Genomic DNA, 18,323 nt, shown 5'->3' with positions numbered 1-18,323 from the left:
TTATCAGGTCTTCCATTTTGCGCCCATTACTCAATGCAATGGGCAAAAGCTTGCCCTCACGACGCATGTCGATCAGGGATGTGTTGGGATGACGCCTCGATGACTGAGGTTTGGCCTATCAGTCACAGCACTTTGCCAGCTACCTTGTTTACACCCACCCCTGCGCTATCACGAGCTTCCTTGGAGCCTACGGCAAGGTTCTGAGCGATCACCCCGGCCTTGATCCCGACCCACCCCAACGCTGCGACCCAAAAAGTCGGCAGGACCAAGAACATCGTCCCGGTGACGAAGTTCAGAAGCATGTCGCCGAAGGCATTGTTCAATCCGACCATCGGATCGAAGTTATTGTGCGGCCGGTTCCATCCCCAGCCCCATCCATAGAGCGCATCAAGGATGGTGCTGTCGATCCAGCGGGCCAACTGGAGCCAAAAATCGACGAAGAACAGCGCGAACTGCACGACGCTGACCGTGACGACCATCTTGAGGTCGTAGGTGCCCACGACCAATACCAGAGGAATGCAAATCACCAACGCCATCTTGAGGAGCGCGAGCACCATGGGCAGGGCCTGGCGCACCACGTCCATTGCGGGGAATGCTGCCAGTCCCCCAACGGCCATTCCCACGTCACCTGCCGCGCGCGTCACGATGTTCGGCAAGGTTTTGTCGATCTGGCCACCGTAGTCTGTATAGACCGAGCCTTGGTTGAGTTTCTGCTGACGCGGCGAGGCGATCGCGCGAATCACCGAATCATCCACGTCGGCGCGGCTCAGGAACCCAGCCCAGCCCGCCAGCCGCGTGAGCAGGTTTGGGTCCACCTGGCCCAGCAGCCGTGCCCGCAGGCCGTTGCTGCCATCGGCCCACCATTGCCGACAGTTCGGGTATCCGCCGCCGCTGGACACCTGCGCAAGCCCTGCATCTCGGTTGCTGTCGTAGGGCCAGTCCTCGCGCGGCGTGCTGGAGCGATAGCTGTCGTAGTAGCCGGCCGTGTCCGTCAAGAAGCGCGAGCCGATCCAGGTGACATCGTGCATCTGGTCTTCATCAAGTTGCGGGCGCTGCATGAACAGCTTGGCACGGGCCGGCCCGTAGCAATCGTGGCTGAAATCCGCCACTTCCTGGGCCAGCATTGGATCGTCGATGCGCGTGGCGTCAATCTCCATCCGCATCTGCCGCAGGTCGGTGCCGCAGGGGATTGCCGCGACAGAAGCGCCCGTGACAGCGCGCGAGAGCGCGTGGATGAAGGCCCACCACACCGGCAACTTTGCGCTTTGATTGTTGAGGGTCGAGAAGGACTGCGACCAACCTGTGTCGGCCGGCTGCGGCACGCTGACCTGGCACTGCGCGGAGCGTGAGCTGTCGTACTGGATGGTGTTGAGGTCGACGTCGATGAAAGGGATGCCAGCAAACATCACTACCACGATGGCGACGAACACTCGGTTCTCGATGCGCGCAGCCGAGAGCACGCCCTTGTTGCCTTCGTCGGCACCTTCCGTGCGGGCCTTGAGCCATTCCTGCACGATGATCGCCACAAAGGGCAGCGCAAATACCCCGCTGGATACCAACACGGCCCAGATGCCGTTATTGACGATCCAGGAGACAAGGGTGAGGTAGTACTCCAGGTAGTCGGTGGTGAAAAGCGTCATTGCCTGACTCTCCCCTTAGCCCTGTATCAGCAGACTGGTTTCCAGCGCCACGATGGCGAGGACGCCGGCGATCTCACTGCGCCCCAAGCGGCGTCGCGCCTGCGCATCGGCCTCGCGCGCCAGCAGCCGGCGGCGCATCCAGATCCATCCATAGGCCGTCGTCCCGTACAGGCAGAGCCTCCACACCAGGAAATAGCCTTCCGCGGCCGCCAGCCAGCGCTCCCAACCGGTAACGCTGCCGACCATGTAGATGCCAGCAATGTTGGTGCCCACGGCAGCGGCAATGATCACCACCGTCCACATCAGCGCCTTCGCCGCGCGCCTGCTGAACAGCCAGCGCGGCCGCAGCCCAGTCATGCTCATGGCCGGACTCCCGGATTGCCCTTCTGCAACTGGTCGAGACGGTCAGGCACCGGATCACCCTCGTAGATGCCACGCGAACCCGCCGCACGCGTGCCGTGGCGCTGGATGATGGCCATCGGCGAGTTGTTGGCCAGCTCGCGGCGCAGTTCCAGCTCGGTCTTCAGGTTCTGGATCTCGCGGTCGAGCGTGTCGCTCTCGTGGTTCACGGCCTCCACCGCGAGTTCATTGGCGGCGACGTTGGGCTCCTTCTTGCCCGTCAGCAGGGTCCGCTGGAGCAGCAGAGCTTTCTCCAGCACGGACGACAGCGCCACCTCGGACGCCAGCCGCCGCGCCAGCAGGTCTTGATCGGGCTCGTCGCGTAGCGCCTCGATGACGCCGCGCGTGATGGGCAGCGAGGTGCTGCCAGCCACGCGCAGGTTCTCGAACGTCGTGTTGCGCGTCCCCGAGATCAGCTCCTGCAAGGCTTCCAACTTCGCCTCGTACTCCTCCTGGATCAGCGGCGTGAGCCCCACACCGGGCACTGTCTCGGTCTTGGTGCAGGCATCGCAGATGCGCTGCTCTTTCTCGCCCAGGACCCGCGTCGCCCATTCGACCGCCTGTTGCGGCGAGGTCCAGGTCTGGCAGGACAGGCTTGCGCAACTCGCTTGGGCGATGGATGACGTGTCGGTCACGCTGCGGCCATTGACCAGGTTGTAGCCCGCCCGAGTGACATCGCCGACCACTCGGATGGCCGGCTGGCCCGCGCCACCGGCATTGCTGCCGCCCACCCAGGGCACGCCGTCATTGCCGCGCTTGGTTTCCGCTTGCTCGATCGCCGACACGGCATCCGTGCTAGACACCGCATCGCGCAGCGCCATGCCTTGTGCCATCTGGCTCCAGCCAAGCTGGCCGCCGGCCGTCTCGGCCATCTTCTCGGCCATGGCGCGGCACGTCAGCTTCGAGCGGTCGAAGTCCAGCCGCGCCTGCAGCACGCCATTTGTGAGCAGGTTGTACAAGCCTGGATCGGCGCGCTGGATGATCAGCGCAGGCAGGGATGCCACGGCGCTGGTAGCACTCTGGATCACGTTGCTCATGATCTGCTGAAAGCCGTTCGTGACACCGTTGAGCTGGTTCTTCAGCGTGGTCTGGATGTTCATGTCGCCGCAGATCAGGTTGCTGTTCCAGCCCGCACCGACTCCGATCGAACGCATGCCTGCCGCGCGGCCCATGGACACCGCGCTGCCACCACCAATCGAATACATGACCTCATCGCCGATGACGGGGCCGCTGGCCTGGAAGCCGTTCTGCGCCCATGCGAGGCCGCAGCCCAGGGCAAGCGCGCCGGCCAGCGCCGTGGTGCGCAGCAGGCGGCGTGCCTTGGTAGAGAGATTCATCAGTTCAGGACGCTTCATCGCCGTATCCTCAATCGAAATCGACGCTGCCGAGGAACACCTGGCCCCGGCGTTCGCAGCACACATAGGGCCGCCACAGCGCCCAGGCGTAGTCGCCTTGCTGGGCTTGAGTGGTTTGAGTGGCTTGAATCAGGGAGCCGCCGCGCGGGAAGACCGTGCAGGACGAGGACAGCGCGGGCGTGAGTTCCTGCCACTTGCCGGTCGAGGCATTACCCTCCATCAGCGCGCCGGCAGGCCAGTAGCCGGGCCGCGAGTTTGCCAGCAGCGGCTGATAGACATGGACCTGCCCGCGGCGCGTGACCACATCCCCCGCGCGTTGGGCCACCACGGCACCAGCCTTGTGGTCGTCCGTCTGGTGCAGGAAGCCGCCGCGCGGATAGACGTTGCCCCAGAGGTTCGACGTCGAGCGCGCGCCGATCTCGCGAATGCCCGGGGTCAGCGCCTCCGGGTAAGCCATCTCGGGCACGTTGTAGCGCCAGGCCAGTGTGTCCAGGGTGCTGAGCAGATACGGCATGAACGCCATGCCAGCGCCCTCGCAGAAATAGCCCGAAGACGACGCGAACTGGTTGAACACCTCGCCGCCGGGATGGCCGATGACATCGGCGTTCTTGAATCGTGCGAGATTGTTCTCGTGGTCGTCGTTAGTGATGCCGTCACCACCCGCGCGAGCTGTCGCGTTGGAGGCGCTCATCGCACGCACATCGGTCCAAGGATTTTCGCCAGTGTTGTTGTAGCTGGAGACGACCGCATCGGGAATGTAGTGGCGCACTTTGACGGACGTGCGCACCGTGCAGCCGCTTACAGTGCAGTAGAGCCAGTAGCAGATGCCCACCACCCGGTACTCCAGGCAATCTGGCGATGCCACTGAACCGACGATGGTTGCGGTATTCAATGCGTAGCTCGCTGTGGCGCTGACCAGCAGCAGCGAGGCCACCGCGACACGCAGGCGGCGCAACGGGTCGAATAGGCGGATCACGGCTGTGTCCTCCGATGCTGTTCGATTCGCGCGATGGCACGCGCCACGTCAGGCTCGCCATAGACCACATAGCGCCGGTCCACCACGACGGCCGGGATGCTGGTGATGCCCAAGCTCCATGCGTCGGTGACGCCTTGGTATGCGGAAGCGATGCGGTGCTGAAGGTCGGCACCGCCTTGGTTCAACCGGCGCCTGGCGATGGCTGTTGCCTGATCGGGATCGGCGGGCAGTGCCGCAGAAAGCTCAGCTTCGATCCGCGGCGCTTCGTCCAGCTCGATCAGCCGCTCGCCGCGCATGGTCCTGACCGGATGACGGCTGTCGGTGATGACCAGCACATCGGTAGCCAGTGTGGCCGGGCTGAATGCCACCAAGGACGCAGGCAGCACGACGGCTAATCCAAGGGCTCGCAAGCCTGGCGCGAACCTGAGAAAAGATGCTGGCATGTCGCGTGCCCCGGAAGTTGATCAGGGCGATAGTCAAACGCCGAACCCGATGCGACACGCACAAACAAAGCGCATCGCGGGCACCCCACATACCAGATTATCTCGCTGCAAAGAAAAAACGGGGGCCGAAGCCCCCGCAATGATCAATGAAAAAGATGGGCTACAGCAGGCCGCGCTCAGCGAAGGAAAATGGAGTTCCCTTGCCGATGATGATGTGGTCCAGTACCCGAACATCGATGAGCGCCAGCGCAGCTTCCAGTTGGTGGGTTAGCGTGCGATCAGCGTTCGACGGTTCAGTGGCCCCCGAGGGATGCTGGTGCGAAAGAATGACGGCGGCAGCGTTCAGCGCCAATGCACGCTGCACGATGACACGCGCGTGAACCGTGGCCGAATTGATCGTGCCTCTGAACATCGGTTCACAGGCCAGCACTTGGTGCAGATTGTCCATGAACACAACGACGAATACTTCGTTGGGCTCGTCGACCAGCTTCAGACGCAGGTAGTCCCGAACGTCTGCTGGCCAGTCGAGACGCGGGCCGGCTTTGAAAACACGCTGTTCCAGCAGCGCGATGGCTTGCTGGATGATCCGGTCCTCGTGCTGCGCAGCGACGAAAGGAAGTGACTCCACGCAGGAGTTATTAACGGCGAAAGGCATGACGAACCTCCAGATGTGAGATAGGAGGGCGCACGCCCCTGAAGGGCAAGCCCTCCGGGGGATAGGAATAACGGAACAGGATGCATCCACCACCGCGGCTGCGGTGATCGTTCGCGGCCAGGATGCGAGGCGAACGGGTAGCGGTCAGCGCAGCGGGCTGCGCCGTAGCCTCAAGGACCGCAGGCTACCTGGGCATGTCGCCGACAACGTCGGCAGGCATTTCGGTGGTGGGTGTGTCGGCCGGGTCGTCAGCCGACAAAATGTCCATGGCCGACAGCAGGGCGTCGCCCTCGATCGGCCCCTGCAGCAGGATGGTCTGACCGGTCTGGCGATCGTGCAGTCTGACCGATGGCGTGGCGGTCACGCCGCTCTTCGTCGCTTCCGCGGCCTGGGTACGGATCGCCAAGTCCGGCCGCTCGCTCGCCAGGCACTGATCGATAGCGGGCGTGAGGTCGGGATAGCGCAGGCCAACGGGCAAGCCCTGGCCGTCGCTGCGCGTATGGGCATAGACCCATTCGATGGTCTGCCAAAAGGCAGCATGCCCACCCACCTCAGCGGCGCATTCGGCTAAACGTGCTTCGGCTGACGCAGCCGGCTCATGCGCGGCCAGCGGCATGTGCTGCCATTGCAGGGCCACGTCCGCGTTGACGCCCACCCAGCGCTTGAGCAGCGGGAAGTAGGAGCGGCAGAATGGGCATTCGAGGTCCCCATAGAGCGTCATGGTGAAACGGCCCTCGGGGTTGCCCAACTGCCAGGGAGGCCCAGCCACCTGTGCGGTGTTGACCGCCACGGGAGACCGCGTCGTGGAATCGCCGGACCACCTGGACGAAAGCCAAATCAGCAATAGCGCGACCAGCGCGGCGGCCAAGCCCCAGAGCCAGCGAGGCCGCCAGCGCCTGTGGCGGAATGCCAGCACCTGTATCGGGATGGAAGGACGTCTGGGCGTCATGGTTCTCTCCGGCGGCTATTGGGGCTGGTCCAGGGCCGGCGACTCAATGCCGCGCGCCTGGTCAATCTTCTCGGCCACCTTGAAGGCGGCGTCCAACTCGCTGATGCCGAACTGCTGCATGAGCTGGTAGCGCTCGGCTTTTTCCTCGGGTTCGGTTTGCGCGAGGGCGAGGTAAAGGCTCGGTGGCACGGCCCGGAAGAGCACTTCCATGTTCTTGGACAGGATGACGCCCTCGGTGAACTTGCCGGCTTCCTTGCGGGCTGACAACATCAATGCCTTCTGCGCGGGCGAGAGTTCGCGGAAGCGCGCAATCTTCTCCACCTCGTCCGGTGGCATCGACAGGCAGATCCACCATTCGATCATGTTGAGCATGGGCTCCGCGGCACGCGGCAAGTCGTCGATGTTCTGTGTCGCCAACCAGAACCAAGCGCCCAACTTGCGCCACATCTTCGTGATCTTCACGACGTAAGGGGCAAGCAGCGGATTTTTGGTGATGATGTGCCCTTCATCGGTCACGTTGACGATCGGCCGCCCGAGGTATTGGTCGCGCTCGGCGATGTTGTTGACGGTGCTGATCAGACTGATGTAGGCGATGGAGAGCTGCGCGTTGTAGCCTTCGCGGGCATAGGTGGCGAGATCAACCAGCGTGATGTCGGCCTCGGGCCACGGCGTGCCGGGCCGGTCGAACATCTCGCCATCGTTGCCCTGGCAGAACATGTCCATTGCGTCGGCCATTTCCAGTAGGCGCACGCGCCGCGTTTCCGGCAACGTCGGGTCCTGGCCGCGGGTGCGAAGCGCGTTGCGCACGTCGCGCGTGAGTACCGTGCGCCCATCGGCCACGCAGTGCTCGGCCGCATCGAGGATGCACTGACGGATCAGCGAGCGATCCGCGCGCGTCATGCGCGCCTCCTCTTTGTCCTCGCCGCCGGTGATCATGAGGCGTGCGGTGATTTCCAGTTCGCCTAGCACGTCGCGCTGCTCGTCCGCCTCTGTGGCGTCGGGTGGCCGGTCCTCGTCCAGCGCATCGGCATCGAGCGTCTGCACGTCGCTCGGCGTCTCGATCAGGCGACGTGCGTCAGCAAAGGGAGCTAGGCTCACGTCCACCCCGGGTGCGAGCTTCACGCGGTGGACAGTCAGTCCGAGCTTGCGCGCGAACTCGGCGAACAGCCCGAAGCTGTTGCCAGCCTCCACGATGAACAGGCGCGGCCGGTAGATCGCCGTGACCTGGTTCAGCAGGTTGTTGAGCGTGGCTGACTTGCCCGAACCCGTCGGTCCGAACAGGAAGAGGTGGGCATTCATCTGCCTGTCAAACCTGTTGAGGGGATCGAAGGTGATCGGCCCGCCGCCGCGATTGAACATCGTGATGCCGGGATGCCCTGTGCCCTGGCTGCGCCCCCACACCGGCGATAGGTTCGCGGCATGCTGCGCGAACATCAGTTGCGTGTACCACTTCTTCCGATCCAGGCCAGGGTTGTAGCAACACGGCAGCCAGCGCAGATAGCTGTTGAGCGGCGCCACCTCGTCTTCCTCGCGCACCGGCTGCAAGCCGGCGTTGAGCATCACGTTCGCGAGATCGAGGCCGCGCCGGTCCAGTTCTGCTTCATCGTGCCCACGCAGATAGAACGCCAAGCTGCCTCTGTAGAGCTTATGCGCGCTGCCGATCATCGAGCGCGCCTCATGCACATCCTTGAGCGTCTGCTCGGACGCAAGCGTCTCGCCCACAGCCTTTCTCGCCAAGTGGTTCAGGTCTGATTCGAGGACGTCCTGCGGCGTGGCGACCATCGTCAGGCACATCAACGTGTCTTCGGGCATCTGGTCGAACAGCGTGTTGATCGCATCGCCCTTGCGGGTTTCGCCGGTCAAGTGCCCCGTGCCCGGTGGCATGCGAAGCCGGTCAGTGACGAGCACGCGGTGCGGCATCCCGTCGAAATACCAAGCGCCTTGCGCGACGTCGGAACGTGGTTGCCCAAAGAACATCCGCTGGCTGAAATCCCGCCCGCTCGCCAGTTCGATCTCGCCGTCCTCAGCTTTGTCGGGGTAGCGCGCCAGCGCGAAGAAGCGCTCGCGGTCCTCGGCACCAGGACCAAGCAACTTGGGATTCGGGTTGAACCACCGCAGTAGCCAGTCGTGAATGTCTGCGGCGACCATGCGCCGGGCCTCGATGCCAGCGTTCGCCAGTCCTCCGCACAGGCGGTCGCAGACGATGTTGAGCATCTGCTCCGGGGTCTGACCACGGCGGCTCGTCTGTCCGATGGAACGGCGATAGACCACCATCCGTACACGCCGAGTCTGGCCGCGCCAGCGCAGCCGCGTGACCACGGTGTCCTCGAACAGGCCGCCCGGCTTGGCCACCGCGCGCAGGTGATGGCTGAAGAAGCGTAGGTAGAACTCGGTGAATGCCGTATCGCGGGCACTCGGCCGCACGTAGTCGCGCAGGGTCTGCATGTACTGGTCGAAGCTGGGCTCGTCCTGGGCGTAGAGCTGGAGCACCCAAGGGTTCTCATCCAGTTCATCGAAGCTGTCCTGGAGCGCATTCTCCAACGCGTCGCGGGCATGCGCGAGCCAGCCGGGTTCCCGGCCCTCGGTGCCCAACGGCACCAGCTCATAGAAGGCTGCCACCGATTGCCCGTCCTCCAGCAGCATCGACTTCGACTCGGGCAGGAACTCCACCCAGGGCAGCAGTTCCACAAAGGACGGCGCAACGTCGTACAGCGCCTGCTCGTCGGCCACGGTCGCCGGCCTGTGGCCCTGGACCGCAGCACCGGGTTCGGGCAGGCCAGCTTGGCGCAAGGCCTCGACATGGCGCAGCCATCCGTCAGACGGCTCGTCGTTTCCGTTTGCTGCGGCGGCCAGCTTGGGCCAAGGGAGTTTCCACCGCATCAGTAGTCCTCCACGCGCTCGCCCGGCATGGCGTATTGGATGCGTTGGTACAGCGGAAACACGGTGCTGTAGCCCGGAACCGGCACGGGGTCCGTGCCGGCCAAATGGGGGAATACGTACATCACCAGGTCGGGATTGGGCAGGCGCTGGAACTGGCGATAGACCTCGTTGCGCGCCGTGCGCGTGTAGCGCATCTGCTCGGCGGGTGCGGCCTGCACGTCGGCGTCGGTCAGCGGCCGACGCAGGCTCTGGCGCGCGTCGAGCAGCAGGCGGTGAGCCACCTGGCCGGCACCACCCACCGCGCCGTCGCCGGTTTCCTGCTGCCAGATATCCATCATCGAGCGGTCGCCGTGGGTCAGCAGATCCTCCTTGCTGGTGGCGCAGCCGCCCAGCAGCGCGAGGAGGAGGGCCGACGCAAGGCCCTTAGTCAAGTTCGAGAGCATGGTTTTCTCCTGCGCGGTGATCAACCTTGCGACCTTCGGGATCGAAGTCGATGGCGAGCGGCTTGTCGAGGTGGACGGCGACTTTGGCGCCGGGCTGGACATACACTGCGGCGAATGCCTGGCCGTACAGCTTGTTGACCCAGTTCGACATCTCCTTGACACCGCCTGCGAGAATCCGGCCGACCGCTTCCTGACCGCTGATGCCCACGGTGCCAATAGAGCCGTCCGAGCCCACGTAGGACATCTGGCCGCTGTCGCTTTGGATGAGCGAGGCCACGCCGGCGCCGGCCGCCGTGATGAGGGCTTGCGAGCCGATGTACTGCTGCGCATTGCTGCGCCGCTCTCCGCCGACGCACGGGATGCCGTAGGGATCACTGATCCAGCCCAGGCCCCCACTTTGAGCGTTCTGCTGCTGGTTGTTCTGCTGATTGCCCTCGCGGTCCTCGGGGATCGTGCGGATCGTTCCATCATGAAAGACGAAGGTGATGCTGCGCACCTGGCCGCGCACGCATGACAGCGTCCAGTCCCCCGAAGCCGTGCCGCTGAAGACCGCACCGGCCACGTCAGGAATGTCGATGCCGTTGGCGGTGAGATTGTCGGGGCCGACGAGGACTTTGAAGGGGTACGGATCGTTCACGGTTCCGTCGATCGGGACGCGGCCAATCAGCGCCGTCATCGCCACCGACCCCATGAGCGTCGAGTTCGTCGGCACGGTATAGACGGGTTTGGTGCTTTTGGCCCGGGCGGAGCCCTCACTCGCCTTCGGCACGGTTTCCGCCGTGGTGTCCAGCGTGCTCTGCGCCGGGCCGAAGCTCGTCGGGAAGTTGTTGCCGCCACCCGTGCCACGGTTGCCATTGCGTCCATCGACGGGCTTCTTATCGTCTGGATCCACCCAGCGCATGCCGCCTTCCATTCCGGCCTCGTCGCCGTCGCGCAGCCCCAGGCCCACAGGCATATCTGTATGGCCGCCCCCGCGTCCGCCGATGCTGTCCAGACGCTGCTGCAAGTCGGCGAGCAGGCCCTCGGTCTGCTGGCGTTCACTGGCCGCCTGTTGCTGGTCGCGGCGCAGGTTGGAGCGCTCGGTCTCCAGCGCCGAGTTGATGCGCTGGTCGATCGAGTTCTCGCGCTGGCGCAGCCGCTGGTTCTCCTCGCGCTGGGACTTGTTATCAGACAGCGCGGTCTGAAGCTCGGTGCGCAGTTGCTTTACCTGGGCGACGAGCGTTGCCACGGTGTCGCGCGGGGTATCGCCTGCAATGCCCAATGCCTTCATTTCTTCGGGCGTGAGTTGGCTACCCGTCTCGGCTTGCGAGGGTGCCGACGACCCTCCGCCCGAGAACAGCCGAATGCCGAAGAACAGCACCAGCAGGGCCACAGGAATCATCAGCCACTTCAGGAGTCCGTTACTGCGCATGGGGAGCCTCCTTGCCGTCCTTCGGATCCTCGACGCTGGCTTCCGGCTGCGGCAAATGCGTGGCCGGGTCGAAGCGGTGGAGGGCGGGCAAAAGCGACTGCGTGATGCCTCGCCCGCGCGTCATCAGGTACAGGACGGTGGTGTCCTCGGGCGTGCCGCGCGGGCCGAGTGCCTCATGCTGGAAGGTGGCAGTGAGGAAATCGCCTTGCAGCACGCGCGGGTCTAGCGTGATCCAGCCGGCGTCGGTGTTGGTGAGGCGCACGGCCGTCACCCATTGGTCTTCCAGCCGCCACGAGGCGAGTGCGGTGGCGCGCACCGGCAGTGTCGGAATCAAGGTGCCGAGGTCCAGGTCACGGCGCAGGTTGACCCGCATGACGCCCGGCAGCGGCTCGACCGTGCGCAGCGGTGCGTATAGGTTCTGCGCGGCAAAGCGTGTAAGGACTACCGAGATTGGCGTTTCGCGCCGGGCTGACTGCGCGGCCGCCTGGCGATTGGCGGGTGCTGGCACTTCGTCGGCATCGGTCGGCTGATCGCCGGAGCGCGCGGAGGGCACATCGCCCTCGACGATGCGCACCGGCTCCAGCGCAGGCTCGCCACCCTTGGCCGGCTCGGCAGCAATGTCCAGCAGGATCAATGCCCCGGTGTCGGTGTCTTGCAGTTGCAGCCGCGTGGGTTCGATCGGCTCGTTCGCGCGCAGATACACCGCGCCGCCCGCGCTCTGCACGCGCAGGCGCTCGCCCACACCCGCAGGCACGCCCACGCGGACGTTCCGGTCGATAAACACGATGCGTTCCTGGCCGACCTTCAGCGCCACCGCAAGCGGCATGCGTTCCCAGCGCATAACCTCCAAGGCCTGGGCGACGGGAGCCGAGGCCACGGCCAGCAGTCCCAGCAGCGCGAGTACAGGGTGCTTCATGGTGTTTCTCCTTGGGGCGCTTGCGGAGACAGGCCGCCAGCCGCTGGGCGGGAGGCTTCCGGTGCGCTGATGCGCTGGGGCGTGCCGTCGTAGCAGTCCAGTGCCAAGCCGAACGGGTTGTGCGAGGGGTCGACGTCCACCCGCGTGACTTTGATGGGGTAGCGCACCAGGGCGCGCTTGACCTGCTCGGCGCCGTAGTACTCGTCGGCGCTGATGTCCAGCGTCACCACCCAGTCGCGGTCGGAGACCACGCGCACGCGGGCGTTGGGATCATCGCCATAGCCGCGGCCAGGGATTTCATAGATGCCGCGCACGCGGTGCCGCAGTTCGCCCGTGCTGCGCCGGTAATCGAAGTCGGCACGCAGAAAGGCGTGGCAGGACGGTGTGAGGTACGGCGAAAGTGCGTGCAGGTTGCGCGGGTAGTCTTCCTCGCCATTGGTCGGCCAGCGATTCAATTGCTGGAACACGTAGAACGTGAAGGAGTAGACCGATTCGGGCGGGACCTCCCACCACTTGCGGGTGCTCCCCGAGCGCAAATCCGGTGGGACGTGGATCGTCAGGTCGCGCGGTGCGCTCCACCAGCCGCCGCCCATCACGAGGGCGAGGATCACCAGCGCGCCGGCGCCCAGTCGCAGCGTCTTGATGTGCGCCTGCAGGTGGGTGATCTCGTTCTTGAAGCGGCTCATCGCGCCCCCCTTGGCATGGACCTGCGGGTGGACCAGAAACCCGAGTGCGAGATCAGCGTACGGCCGCCCACCCAGTTGGCTGCGAGCGGATGGCGCATGGTGATCCGCCACTGCAACTGCCGGTATAGCCAGGTATCTGGCCGCCCACGCTTGAGTCGACGGAGGATGCCGCCGCCGATGAACACGCCGAGGGCCACGCCCAGGACGACGAACGTGGGCGCGAGTGCGATCGTGCGGAACACCCAGGACAGCGGCGCGCCGACCAGCAGGCCGGCGCCGCCGGACAGACCGCAGCAAATCCACAGCTCGTCGGCGGTGAGTCCACGCACAACAACGGGATGGCGGTTGAGCCGGTGCGGAAGGAACGTCACCGTCCCGTCGGCACGGACGTGCTGGTGTTCGGACATGGCCAGCCCCTTACAGGATGCCGGTGGCTTCGGTGAGCAGCCAGATGCCGATCACGAGCAGTACGGCACCGATGGCGACCGTGAGGCCGAACTGGCCCCAGGTCTTGCGACCGGTGTGGATTTCCGCGTAGGTGCCGTATGCGTGGTAGCAGACGCCGATGAACATCGACGCCACCACCAGCAAGGCCACGAGCATGATGATGTCGTAACCGTAATTGCGGATGGTCTCCATAATGCCGTTGCCGGTACCCCTGGTCGGGTTCTCCAACTGAGGCAGGCCCTGCGCGAACGACAGCGCGGGCAGCGCTGCGGTGCCAAGGGCCACCATGGCGCGTTGGGCAAGACGAGTCGTGAGGATACGGCTTTGCATGGTCAGTCCTTTCAGGTCAGGAGAGGAGGAGGAAACTCAGGACGAGGTACATCGCGACAAAGCGGATGCAGACGCCGAGGAACTGGCGCTGGTTGAGGCGGCTCTCCGACCACCCCACGTAGGCGGTTCGGATGGCCCAGACGCCCCAGACGAGCAGGACCGCAAACACGACGCCGACCAGCACGGTCGCCATCGCTGAAGGCGCGATGCCGCTGTTGGCTTGAAATGCCGAGATCTGGGCACCGTTCATGGCTCGCCCTCCGCGGTCGTCCGCGGCAGCTCGGTGCGCTGCTCGGTGCGGTAGTCACCGGCCAGTTCGGAGGAATCACGCGGCTGGGCACGCGATGGCGTGAGGTGGTCCTGGATGCCGACGCGCACGCGCGCCAGATCAGCCAGGAGACGCGGGTAGTCGAAGTGGTAGCGTTCGCCCGGTGTGATGGGGGTATGCGCGGCGCTGTTCGCGACGGTGCGCTCCAGGGCATCAAGCTGGCGCAGCGCGGCGACCAGTTCCTGGCGCTGTGCCGGAGATTCGGCCAACGCCATTGGGGACTGCCCCATCAAGAGGGCCGTCAAGAGAAAAGTGGGCACGCCGCGATGCGCGGCGCGTAGCCAAGTTGAAGCCACCATCGCGCCATTCCTGTGTGTTCAGCAATGGCTTGATCGTGGAGATCAAGGCGACTTCAGGCCGCAAACAATCGGAACTCGTGGGCGACCGGATTGATGGTCTAGAGGTACTTTTTGAAGCTCCCGGCGGTCAGACTCACAGCCCAGCCCAGCAAGGCTGCGCTGGGCAAGAGGATCAGCAACGGGTGCACTGAGATCGGCAGCGCGAGGTAGGTCACCCAAGGCAGCACGACCAGCGGCATCAGGCTCGCTTTTGCCCGGTGATAAATAAAGCCAGATTCCCGACCCGCACCGAATCGACGCACGTCGCGCCGCACCAGGCCGTCGATCAAACCAACGAATGCTGCCGTGAAGATCAGTGGCAGCGTGAGAACCAGGACCAGCAGACGCACGATGAAGGTCAGCATCGTGAAGGCAGCAGCGATCAGATAGCTCTCGGTCAAGACGTAGACTTGGCTAATGTAGTAGCGAAAGTTGCGCGTCTGTCCGTTGCTTGGCGCGTGGGCGCGCTCGGCGGTCTGGCTCATCCGTTCCAACAAGCCTGAGCGCACGAACACCCATTCGTAGCCGGTATCCACCAGCTCGTGCGCCGTGCGCCCCGGCTCCTGCACGACCATGCTGCGCGTGAAGTGACTGGAGAGGTGCCCCAGTTCGGACTGCAACATCTGCTGGGAGTGGCGCCATCCCTGGTCCTTCCAGAACAGGTGCATGCCGACACACTCCACGACGATCGAAAACAGCAGCGAGCCGATCAACACCGCGAGCAGCCGAAACGGTAGCGTAAGGGTGCCGACGATCAGGCCTTGGCTCTGGTTCTGCTCTCGTTGCGCGGTTGAGGCGACGTCTCTCATGGCGAGGCCTCGTTGCCGCTGTCATCTATCGCGCCGGCGTCGGCGATGGGCACAGCGGTGACCACCTCATCAAGCAGGTCGCCAGGCAAGGCCGCGTCCTGCATAACCGAAGAGCTGGTGTACTCCCACCACTGCGTGGCGTCGGTGTAGGTCTGACGCATGTAGCCCGCGAGCTGTTGCAGATCCTGCGGCATGACCTCATCGGGGGCAGGGGCAGGCAGCGGCATTCTGATCTTCCAGAGCTGACCGCCCTGCAGCAGCGCGAAGCACTGTCCTTTGGGCAGGCCGACCACGTGCGATGGCTCGATCATAGGCACGCTGGACATACTGATACGGTCCTGGGTGTTGGACGTGAAGTCTGTCGCGCCGCGAATGTCCGAACTGTCGGTGGCGCCCGAGACGATGGTGGTGCTATAGACCTCGACTTTGGGCAATTGCCGGGTCAGCAATTCAGCAGTGGCCGTCTCCCGGACCCGCAGCATGAACAGGTTGTTGAAGTTGCCGATAACCTGACCGGCCTTCGCGCGGTTGCCAATTCGGGCTTCAATGTCGGAGAGCGTCTGCGTGTAGGCGGTGACTTGCAGCCCGGCGCCGCCGCCCTTGTTGATGAGCGGTATGAACTCATCGCCCATCAGCTCGTTGAACTCGTCGGCATGGATATTGATCGGCACCAGCGCGCTCGCCGATGCATCCGGCAGGCCATCGTTGATCCCATGCTTGTAGATGTGCCCAGCAACCGATACCAAGTCGGAGAACATGGAGTTTCCGACCGCTGCGGCGACCTCGGCGTCGGACAACGCATCCAGGCCCACATAGACCACGGCACGCTTCCTGATCACCTGCATCCAATCGAAGATTGGCCGCGGGTCCGCCAGGTCTGAGTAGTTCGGCGCCAGGAGCTGCGCGATCTTGCCGCTGGTGAGCTTCTCCAGCAGAGGCAGAAGCGATGCGACGATCTTGTCGAAATACGTCTTGTCGTACCGGACCGCCGAGCGCAGGCCGTCGAGCACTGGATCGTAGTTGCGCGCCTGGGAGAGGTATTGCTCAAGCGCCACGACGCGCTTCTCGCGTCCGATCATGTTCCTCGGGATGTTCTTCTCGTTGAGCTTGGCCTCAATCTGGACGATCACCTCCCAGGCCTTGGGCTCGGTCTTTGCGAAGTAATGCTGGGCGTACTCGATAAACAGCGCGTCGATGTTGATGACGTGCCGCTGGATCAGCATATAGTCCGGGCGCTGTCCCAGCTCCACCAATGCCCGCGCGATGATGTTCACGAAGCGCCAAGCGAACTCGCGGAAAGCTGCGCTGTTGCCTTCACCAGAGAGCTGACCGGCAATGCGGGTGGCGACTTCCGAGATGCGCCCGAAGCGCCCCACGGCGTTGTAGCGCGCGGAAATCTCCGGCCATCCAAGGTGAAAGATGTAGAACTCGCCTTCGCGGCCCGCGCGTTTGGCCTCGACGTACATGCGCTTCAGGAGATCAGCATCGCCCTTGGGGTCGATGACGATGACGACTTCATGCTCGCCTGCGGCGTTTTTGCGGCGGATGTCCTGGGTAACGAACAATTCAGCGAGCCGTGTCTTGCCCACGCGCGTTGTACCCAATACCAGCGAATGCCCGACGCGCTCGCCCAGCGGCAGGCTGACGTCCACTTCCTCCGGTTCGATGCCATGCAGTCGCGGGAGGCCACCCACGGGCGGCAGCGGCCGCACCGGATTGAAAGGCACATCCCAGCCCGTGAGCCCAGGCAAGCGCGAAAGCGGAAACGGCGCGAACTCCAATCTTTCTTCCAGCCGCCTTGCCAGCCGATATGCAGGAGTCGGTTCAACGTAGCGGCGGAACTCCGGCCGGTACGTCTGCATCAGCCGATGAGTGTGTTTCTGCTCCCACAGAAAGCCCTTGCCGATGAAGAGCCGCTGCTGGCTGACCGGCACGTCCTTGCTCGTCATCACATAGCGCGGCAGGCGGCGGATGTTGCGCCGGTAGCGCAGTATGATGCGGGCATCGCGGTATCGAATCGCGCCGTAGGCACTGAATGCCAGCGCGCTGCCGACGCCCATGCCCGGACTCAGCGCAAGCGACCACGGGGCCACCAAGGACAGAAACGCGGCGCCTGCACACGCTGCGACGGTGTATAGCTCCACTGCTGGGCGAAGTAGAACTTCAACCGGCTGTTTGCCCGACATGGGTTCATTGCTCGATGCTGGTGGCGGTGATCAGCGCCGGGTAGTGCCGCAGGCCCAAGCGCTCTGCCAGGTCGTCGCCGGCCACGGGGGCCATTTGAACGCCGGGCGCTAATGCGCGTAGCCGCGCCAATGCCTGCACGGTCTCGACATTGACCACCAGGCCGACCGCGCCGCGCTCGTGCAACGAGGCCGCATTGCGCCGCAGCCAGTCTTGGGAAGCCTTGTCGTCGCCGGCGACCACGAAAGGCCGAAGGCCAGGGGCCTCGATCACTCGCCGCGCGACGGTGCCGGGCGTGAGCTTGGTGCTGCGCACCGGCAGCATCGCGGCCTCGTCTGCGGGGGTGGCGGGAACCTGGGGCGTCGGGATCTGCGGCCGGGCAGGGGAGTTGACACGCGGTTGGAGGTTCAGGGCTTCGTAGTACGGTAGCGCGGACGTGCCGCCACGGTCTTCGACCACGATCAGCGACTCACCGGCACGCGAGGTCAGCGGCAGACCCGCCAACAGCACGAGCAGGCCCTTCGCCGCGAGATGGGCCAGATGGGATTTCGTCATGGGGAGGTCTCCTGCCGCGCGGCGAGGACTGCGGTGGTTGGGCGCGTGCCCTGCACGCGCGCGAGGTGGCGGGACACGCTGCGCCGATAGCGGGCTGCGGGCTCGCCACCGGCGGGGCGGTGGTAGCGGCCGATCGCCACCAGCCAGTTTTCGCCGGGGGTGTGCTGCTCTTGCAGGATCTCGGCGGCGATGGCGAGATTGCGGTACGGGTCGAGCAAGTCGCACGCGCTGGCGTAGCGCTGCTGGTGGTAGCCGAGGTTAATCTGGCCCAGGCCAGCGTCGATGCGCGTGTGCGGCGTGGAGCGGATGGCTTGCTGCAAACCGGCGCAGGCGTCGGCGCGGGTCGCATAGCGGCGCGATTGGCCGGCGATGTTGAGGGACCACGGCCATGGGACGACGCGCCCGTGGCGCCGGATGCCGCTCTCCTGCAAGGCCACGGCGTAGAGCACCGGCGAAGGAATGCCGGCGCTCTGCGCGGCAAGCTGGTAGGCCGGCGGCGGCATCTCCTGGGCCTGGGCGGCGCAGGCGTACAGGCCCGCAGCTAGCACCACTGCACGCAGGTGCGGCAAGACGGGCATA

Annotated in this window: 20 protein-coding genes; all 20 read right to left on the bottom strand. The window is 64.8% G+C overall.

From position 1 onward, the window contains the following. Positions 1 to 122: 122 nt before the first annotated feature. The 20 genes from NMB96_RS17840 to NMB96_RS17745 all read right to left on the bottom strand — a co-directional run bounded on the left by NMB96_RS17840 (position 123) and on the right by NMB96_RS17745 (position 18,322). Positions 123 to 1,640 (bottom strand): conjugal transfer protein TraG N-terminal domain-containing protein, encoded by a 1,518-nt coding sequence (locus NMB96_RS17840; RefSeq protein ID WP_046833643.1) that lies wholly within the window; start codon positions 1,638 to 1,640, stop codon positions 123 to 125. Between the two features lie 15 nt (positions 1,641 to 1,655). Further along, positions 1,656 to 2,003 carry a hypothetical protein gene (locus tag NMB96_RS17835; protein WP_011269698.1) on the bottom strand — a complete coding sequence of 116 codons (348 nt, stop codon included), beginning with the start codon at positions 2,001 to 2,003 and terminating at the stop codon, positions 1,656 to 1,658. Continuing rightward, the gene (locus NMB96_RS17830; RefSeq protein WP_011269699.1) at positions 2,000 to 3,394 is read right to left on the bottom strand and encodes an integrating conjugative element protein; all 1,395 of its coding nucleotides are present in this window, start codon (positions 3,392 to 3,394) and stop codon (positions 2,000 to 2,002) included. Before NMB96_RS17830 ends, NMB96_RS17835 begins: the two co-directional genes overlap by 4 nt. Positions 3,395 to 3,404: 10 nt before the next feature. Next, entirely contained in the window at positions 3,405 to 4,370 is a 966-nt protein-coding gene (locus NMB96_RS17825) for a TIGR03756 family integrating conjugative element protein (RefSeq protein ID WP_168952372.1), read from the bottom strand. Further along, on the bottom strand, positions 4,367 to 4,813 hold the full coding sequence (locus NMB96_RS17820; RefSeq protein ID WP_255085356.1) for a TIGR03757 family integrating conjugative element protein: 447 nt from the start codon (positions 4,811 to 4,813) through the stop codon (positions 4,367 to 4,369). The genes NMB96_RS17825 and NMB96_RS17820 overlap by 4 nt, the downstream gene beginning before the upstream one ends. A gap of 160 nt (positions 4,814 to 4,973) precedes the next feature. After that, on the bottom strand, positions 4,974 to 5,468 hold the full coding sequence (locus NMB96_RS17815) for a JAB domain-containing protein (protein ID WP_011269702.1): 495 nt from the start codon (positions 5,466 to 5,468) through the stop codon (positions 4,974 to 4,976). A 184-nt stretch (positions 5,469 to 5,652) separates the two neighbouring features. Further along, the gene (locus NMB96_RS17810) at positions 5,653 to 6,417 is read right to left on the bottom strand and encodes a DsbA family protein (protein WP_011269703.1); all 765 of its coding nucleotides are present in this window, start codon (positions 6,415 to 6,417) and stop codon (positions 5,653 to 5,655) included. A gap of 15 nt (positions 6,418 to 6,432) precedes the next feature. Beyond that, positions 6,433 to 9,297, bottom strand: coding sequence for a conjugative transfer ATPase (locus NMB96_RS17805; protein ID WP_012438505.1), 2,865 nt, complete (start codon positions 9,295 to 9,297; stop codon positions 6,433 to 6,435). Beyond that, the gene (locus tag NMB96_RS17800) at positions 9,297 to 9,740 is read right to left on the bottom strand and encodes a TIGR03751 family conjugal transfer lipoprotein (protein ID WP_011269705.1); all 444 of its coding nucleotides are present in this window, start codon (positions 9,738 to 9,740) and stop codon (positions 9,297 to 9,299) included. Before NMB96_RS17800 ends, NMB96_RS17805 begins: the two co-directional genes overlap by 1 nt. Further along, positions 9,721 to 11,151, bottom strand: a complete 1,431-nt coding sequence (locus tag NMB96_RS17795) for a TIGR03752 family integrating conjugative element protein (protein WP_011269706.1) — start codon at positions 11,149 to 11,151, stop codon at positions 9,721 to 9,723. Before NMB96_RS17795 ends, NMB96_RS17800 begins: the two co-directional genes overlap by 20 nt. Beyond that, on the bottom strand, positions 11,141 to 12,067 hold the full coding sequence (locus tag NMB96_RS17790) for a TIGR03749 family integrating conjugative element protein (protein WP_011269707.1): 927 nt from the start codon (positions 12,065 to 12,067) through the stop codon (positions 11,141 to 11,143). Before NMB96_RS17790 ends, NMB96_RS17795 begins: the two co-directional genes overlap by 11 nt. Beyond that, positions 12,064 to 12,753: a PFL_4703 family integrating conjugative element protein gene (locus NMB96_RS17785; RefSeq protein WP_012438503.1), complete on the bottom strand. Its 690-nt coding sequence runs from the start codon at positions 12,751 to 12,753 to the stop codon at positions 12,064 to 12,066. The genes NMB96_RS17790 and NMB96_RS17785 overlap by 4 nt, the downstream gene beginning before the upstream one ends. Continuing rightward, on the bottom strand, positions 12,750 to 13,160 hold the full coding sequence (locus tag NMB96_RS17780; RefSeq protein ID WP_012438502.1) for a TIGR03750 family conjugal transfer protein: 411 nt from the start codon (positions 13,158 to 13,160) through the stop codon (positions 12,750 to 12,752). Before NMB96_RS17780 ends, NMB96_RS17785 begins: the two co-directional genes overlap by 4 nt. A 10-nt stretch (positions 13,161 to 13,170) precedes the next feature. Beyond that, positions 13,171 to 13,530: a TIGR03745 family integrating conjugative element membrane protein gene (locus NMB96_RS17775; protein WP_015471975.1), complete on the bottom strand. Its 360-nt coding sequence runs from the start codon at positions 13,528 to 13,530 to the stop codon at positions 13,171 to 13,173. Positions 13,531 to 13,546: 16 nt separating this feature from the next. Next, positions 13,547 to 13,780, bottom strand: a complete 234-nt coding sequence (locus NMB96_RS17770; protein ID WP_168952371.1) for a TIGR03758 family integrating conjugative element protein — start codon at positions 13,778 to 13,780, stop codon at positions 13,547 to 13,549. Beyond that, entirely contained in the window at positions 13,777 to 14,157 is a 381-nt protein-coding gene (locus NMB96_RS17765; RefSeq protein WP_011269711.1) for an integrative conjugative element protein, RAQPRD family, read from the bottom strand. The genes NMB96_RS17770 and NMB96_RS17765 overlap by 4 nt, the downstream gene beginning before the upstream one ends. Positions 14,158 to 14,255: 98 nt before the next feature. Beyond that, positions 14,256 to 15,005 carry a TIGR03747 family integrating conjugative element membrane protein gene (locus tag NMB96_RS17760; protein ID WP_011269712.1) on the bottom strand — a complete coding sequence of 250 codons (750 nt, stop codon included), beginning with the start codon at positions 15,003 to 15,005 and terminating at the stop codon, positions 14,256 to 14,258. After that, the gene (gene traD / locus NMB96_RS17755) at positions 15,002 to 17,191 is read right to left on the bottom strand and encodes a type IV conjugative transfer system coupling protein TraD (RefSeq protein ID WP_011269713.1); all 2,190 of its coding nucleotides are present in this window, start codon (positions 17,189 to 17,191) and stop codon (positions 15,002 to 15,004) included. The genes NMB96_RS17760 and traD overlap by 4 nt, the downstream gene beginning before the upstream one ends. A gap of 4 nt (positions 17,192 to 17,195) precedes the next feature. Continuing rightward, positions 17,196 to 17,744: an integrating conjugative element protein gene (locus NMB96_RS17750; protein ID WP_011269714.1), complete on the bottom strand. Its 549-nt coding sequence runs from the start codon at positions 17,742 to 17,744 to the stop codon at positions 17,196 to 17,198. Beyond that, on the bottom strand, positions 17,741 to 18,322 hold the full coding sequence (locus tag NMB96_RS17745; protein WP_011269715.1) for a transglycosylase SLT domain-containing protein: 582 nt from the start codon (positions 18,320 to 18,322) through the stop codon (positions 17,741 to 17,743). Before NMB96_RS17745 ends, NMB96_RS17750 begins: the two co-directional genes overlap by 4 nt. Between the last annotated feature and the right edge of the window lies 1 nt (position 18,323).

The sequence above is a fragment of the Xanthomonas hortorum genome (assembly GCF_024339125.1).
GTDB lineage: Bacteria > Pseudomonadota > Gammaproteobacteria > Xanthomonadales > Xanthomonadaceae > Xanthomonas > Xanthomonas hortorum.
This window is presented reverse-complemented; position numbering and strand designations above follow the sequence as displayed.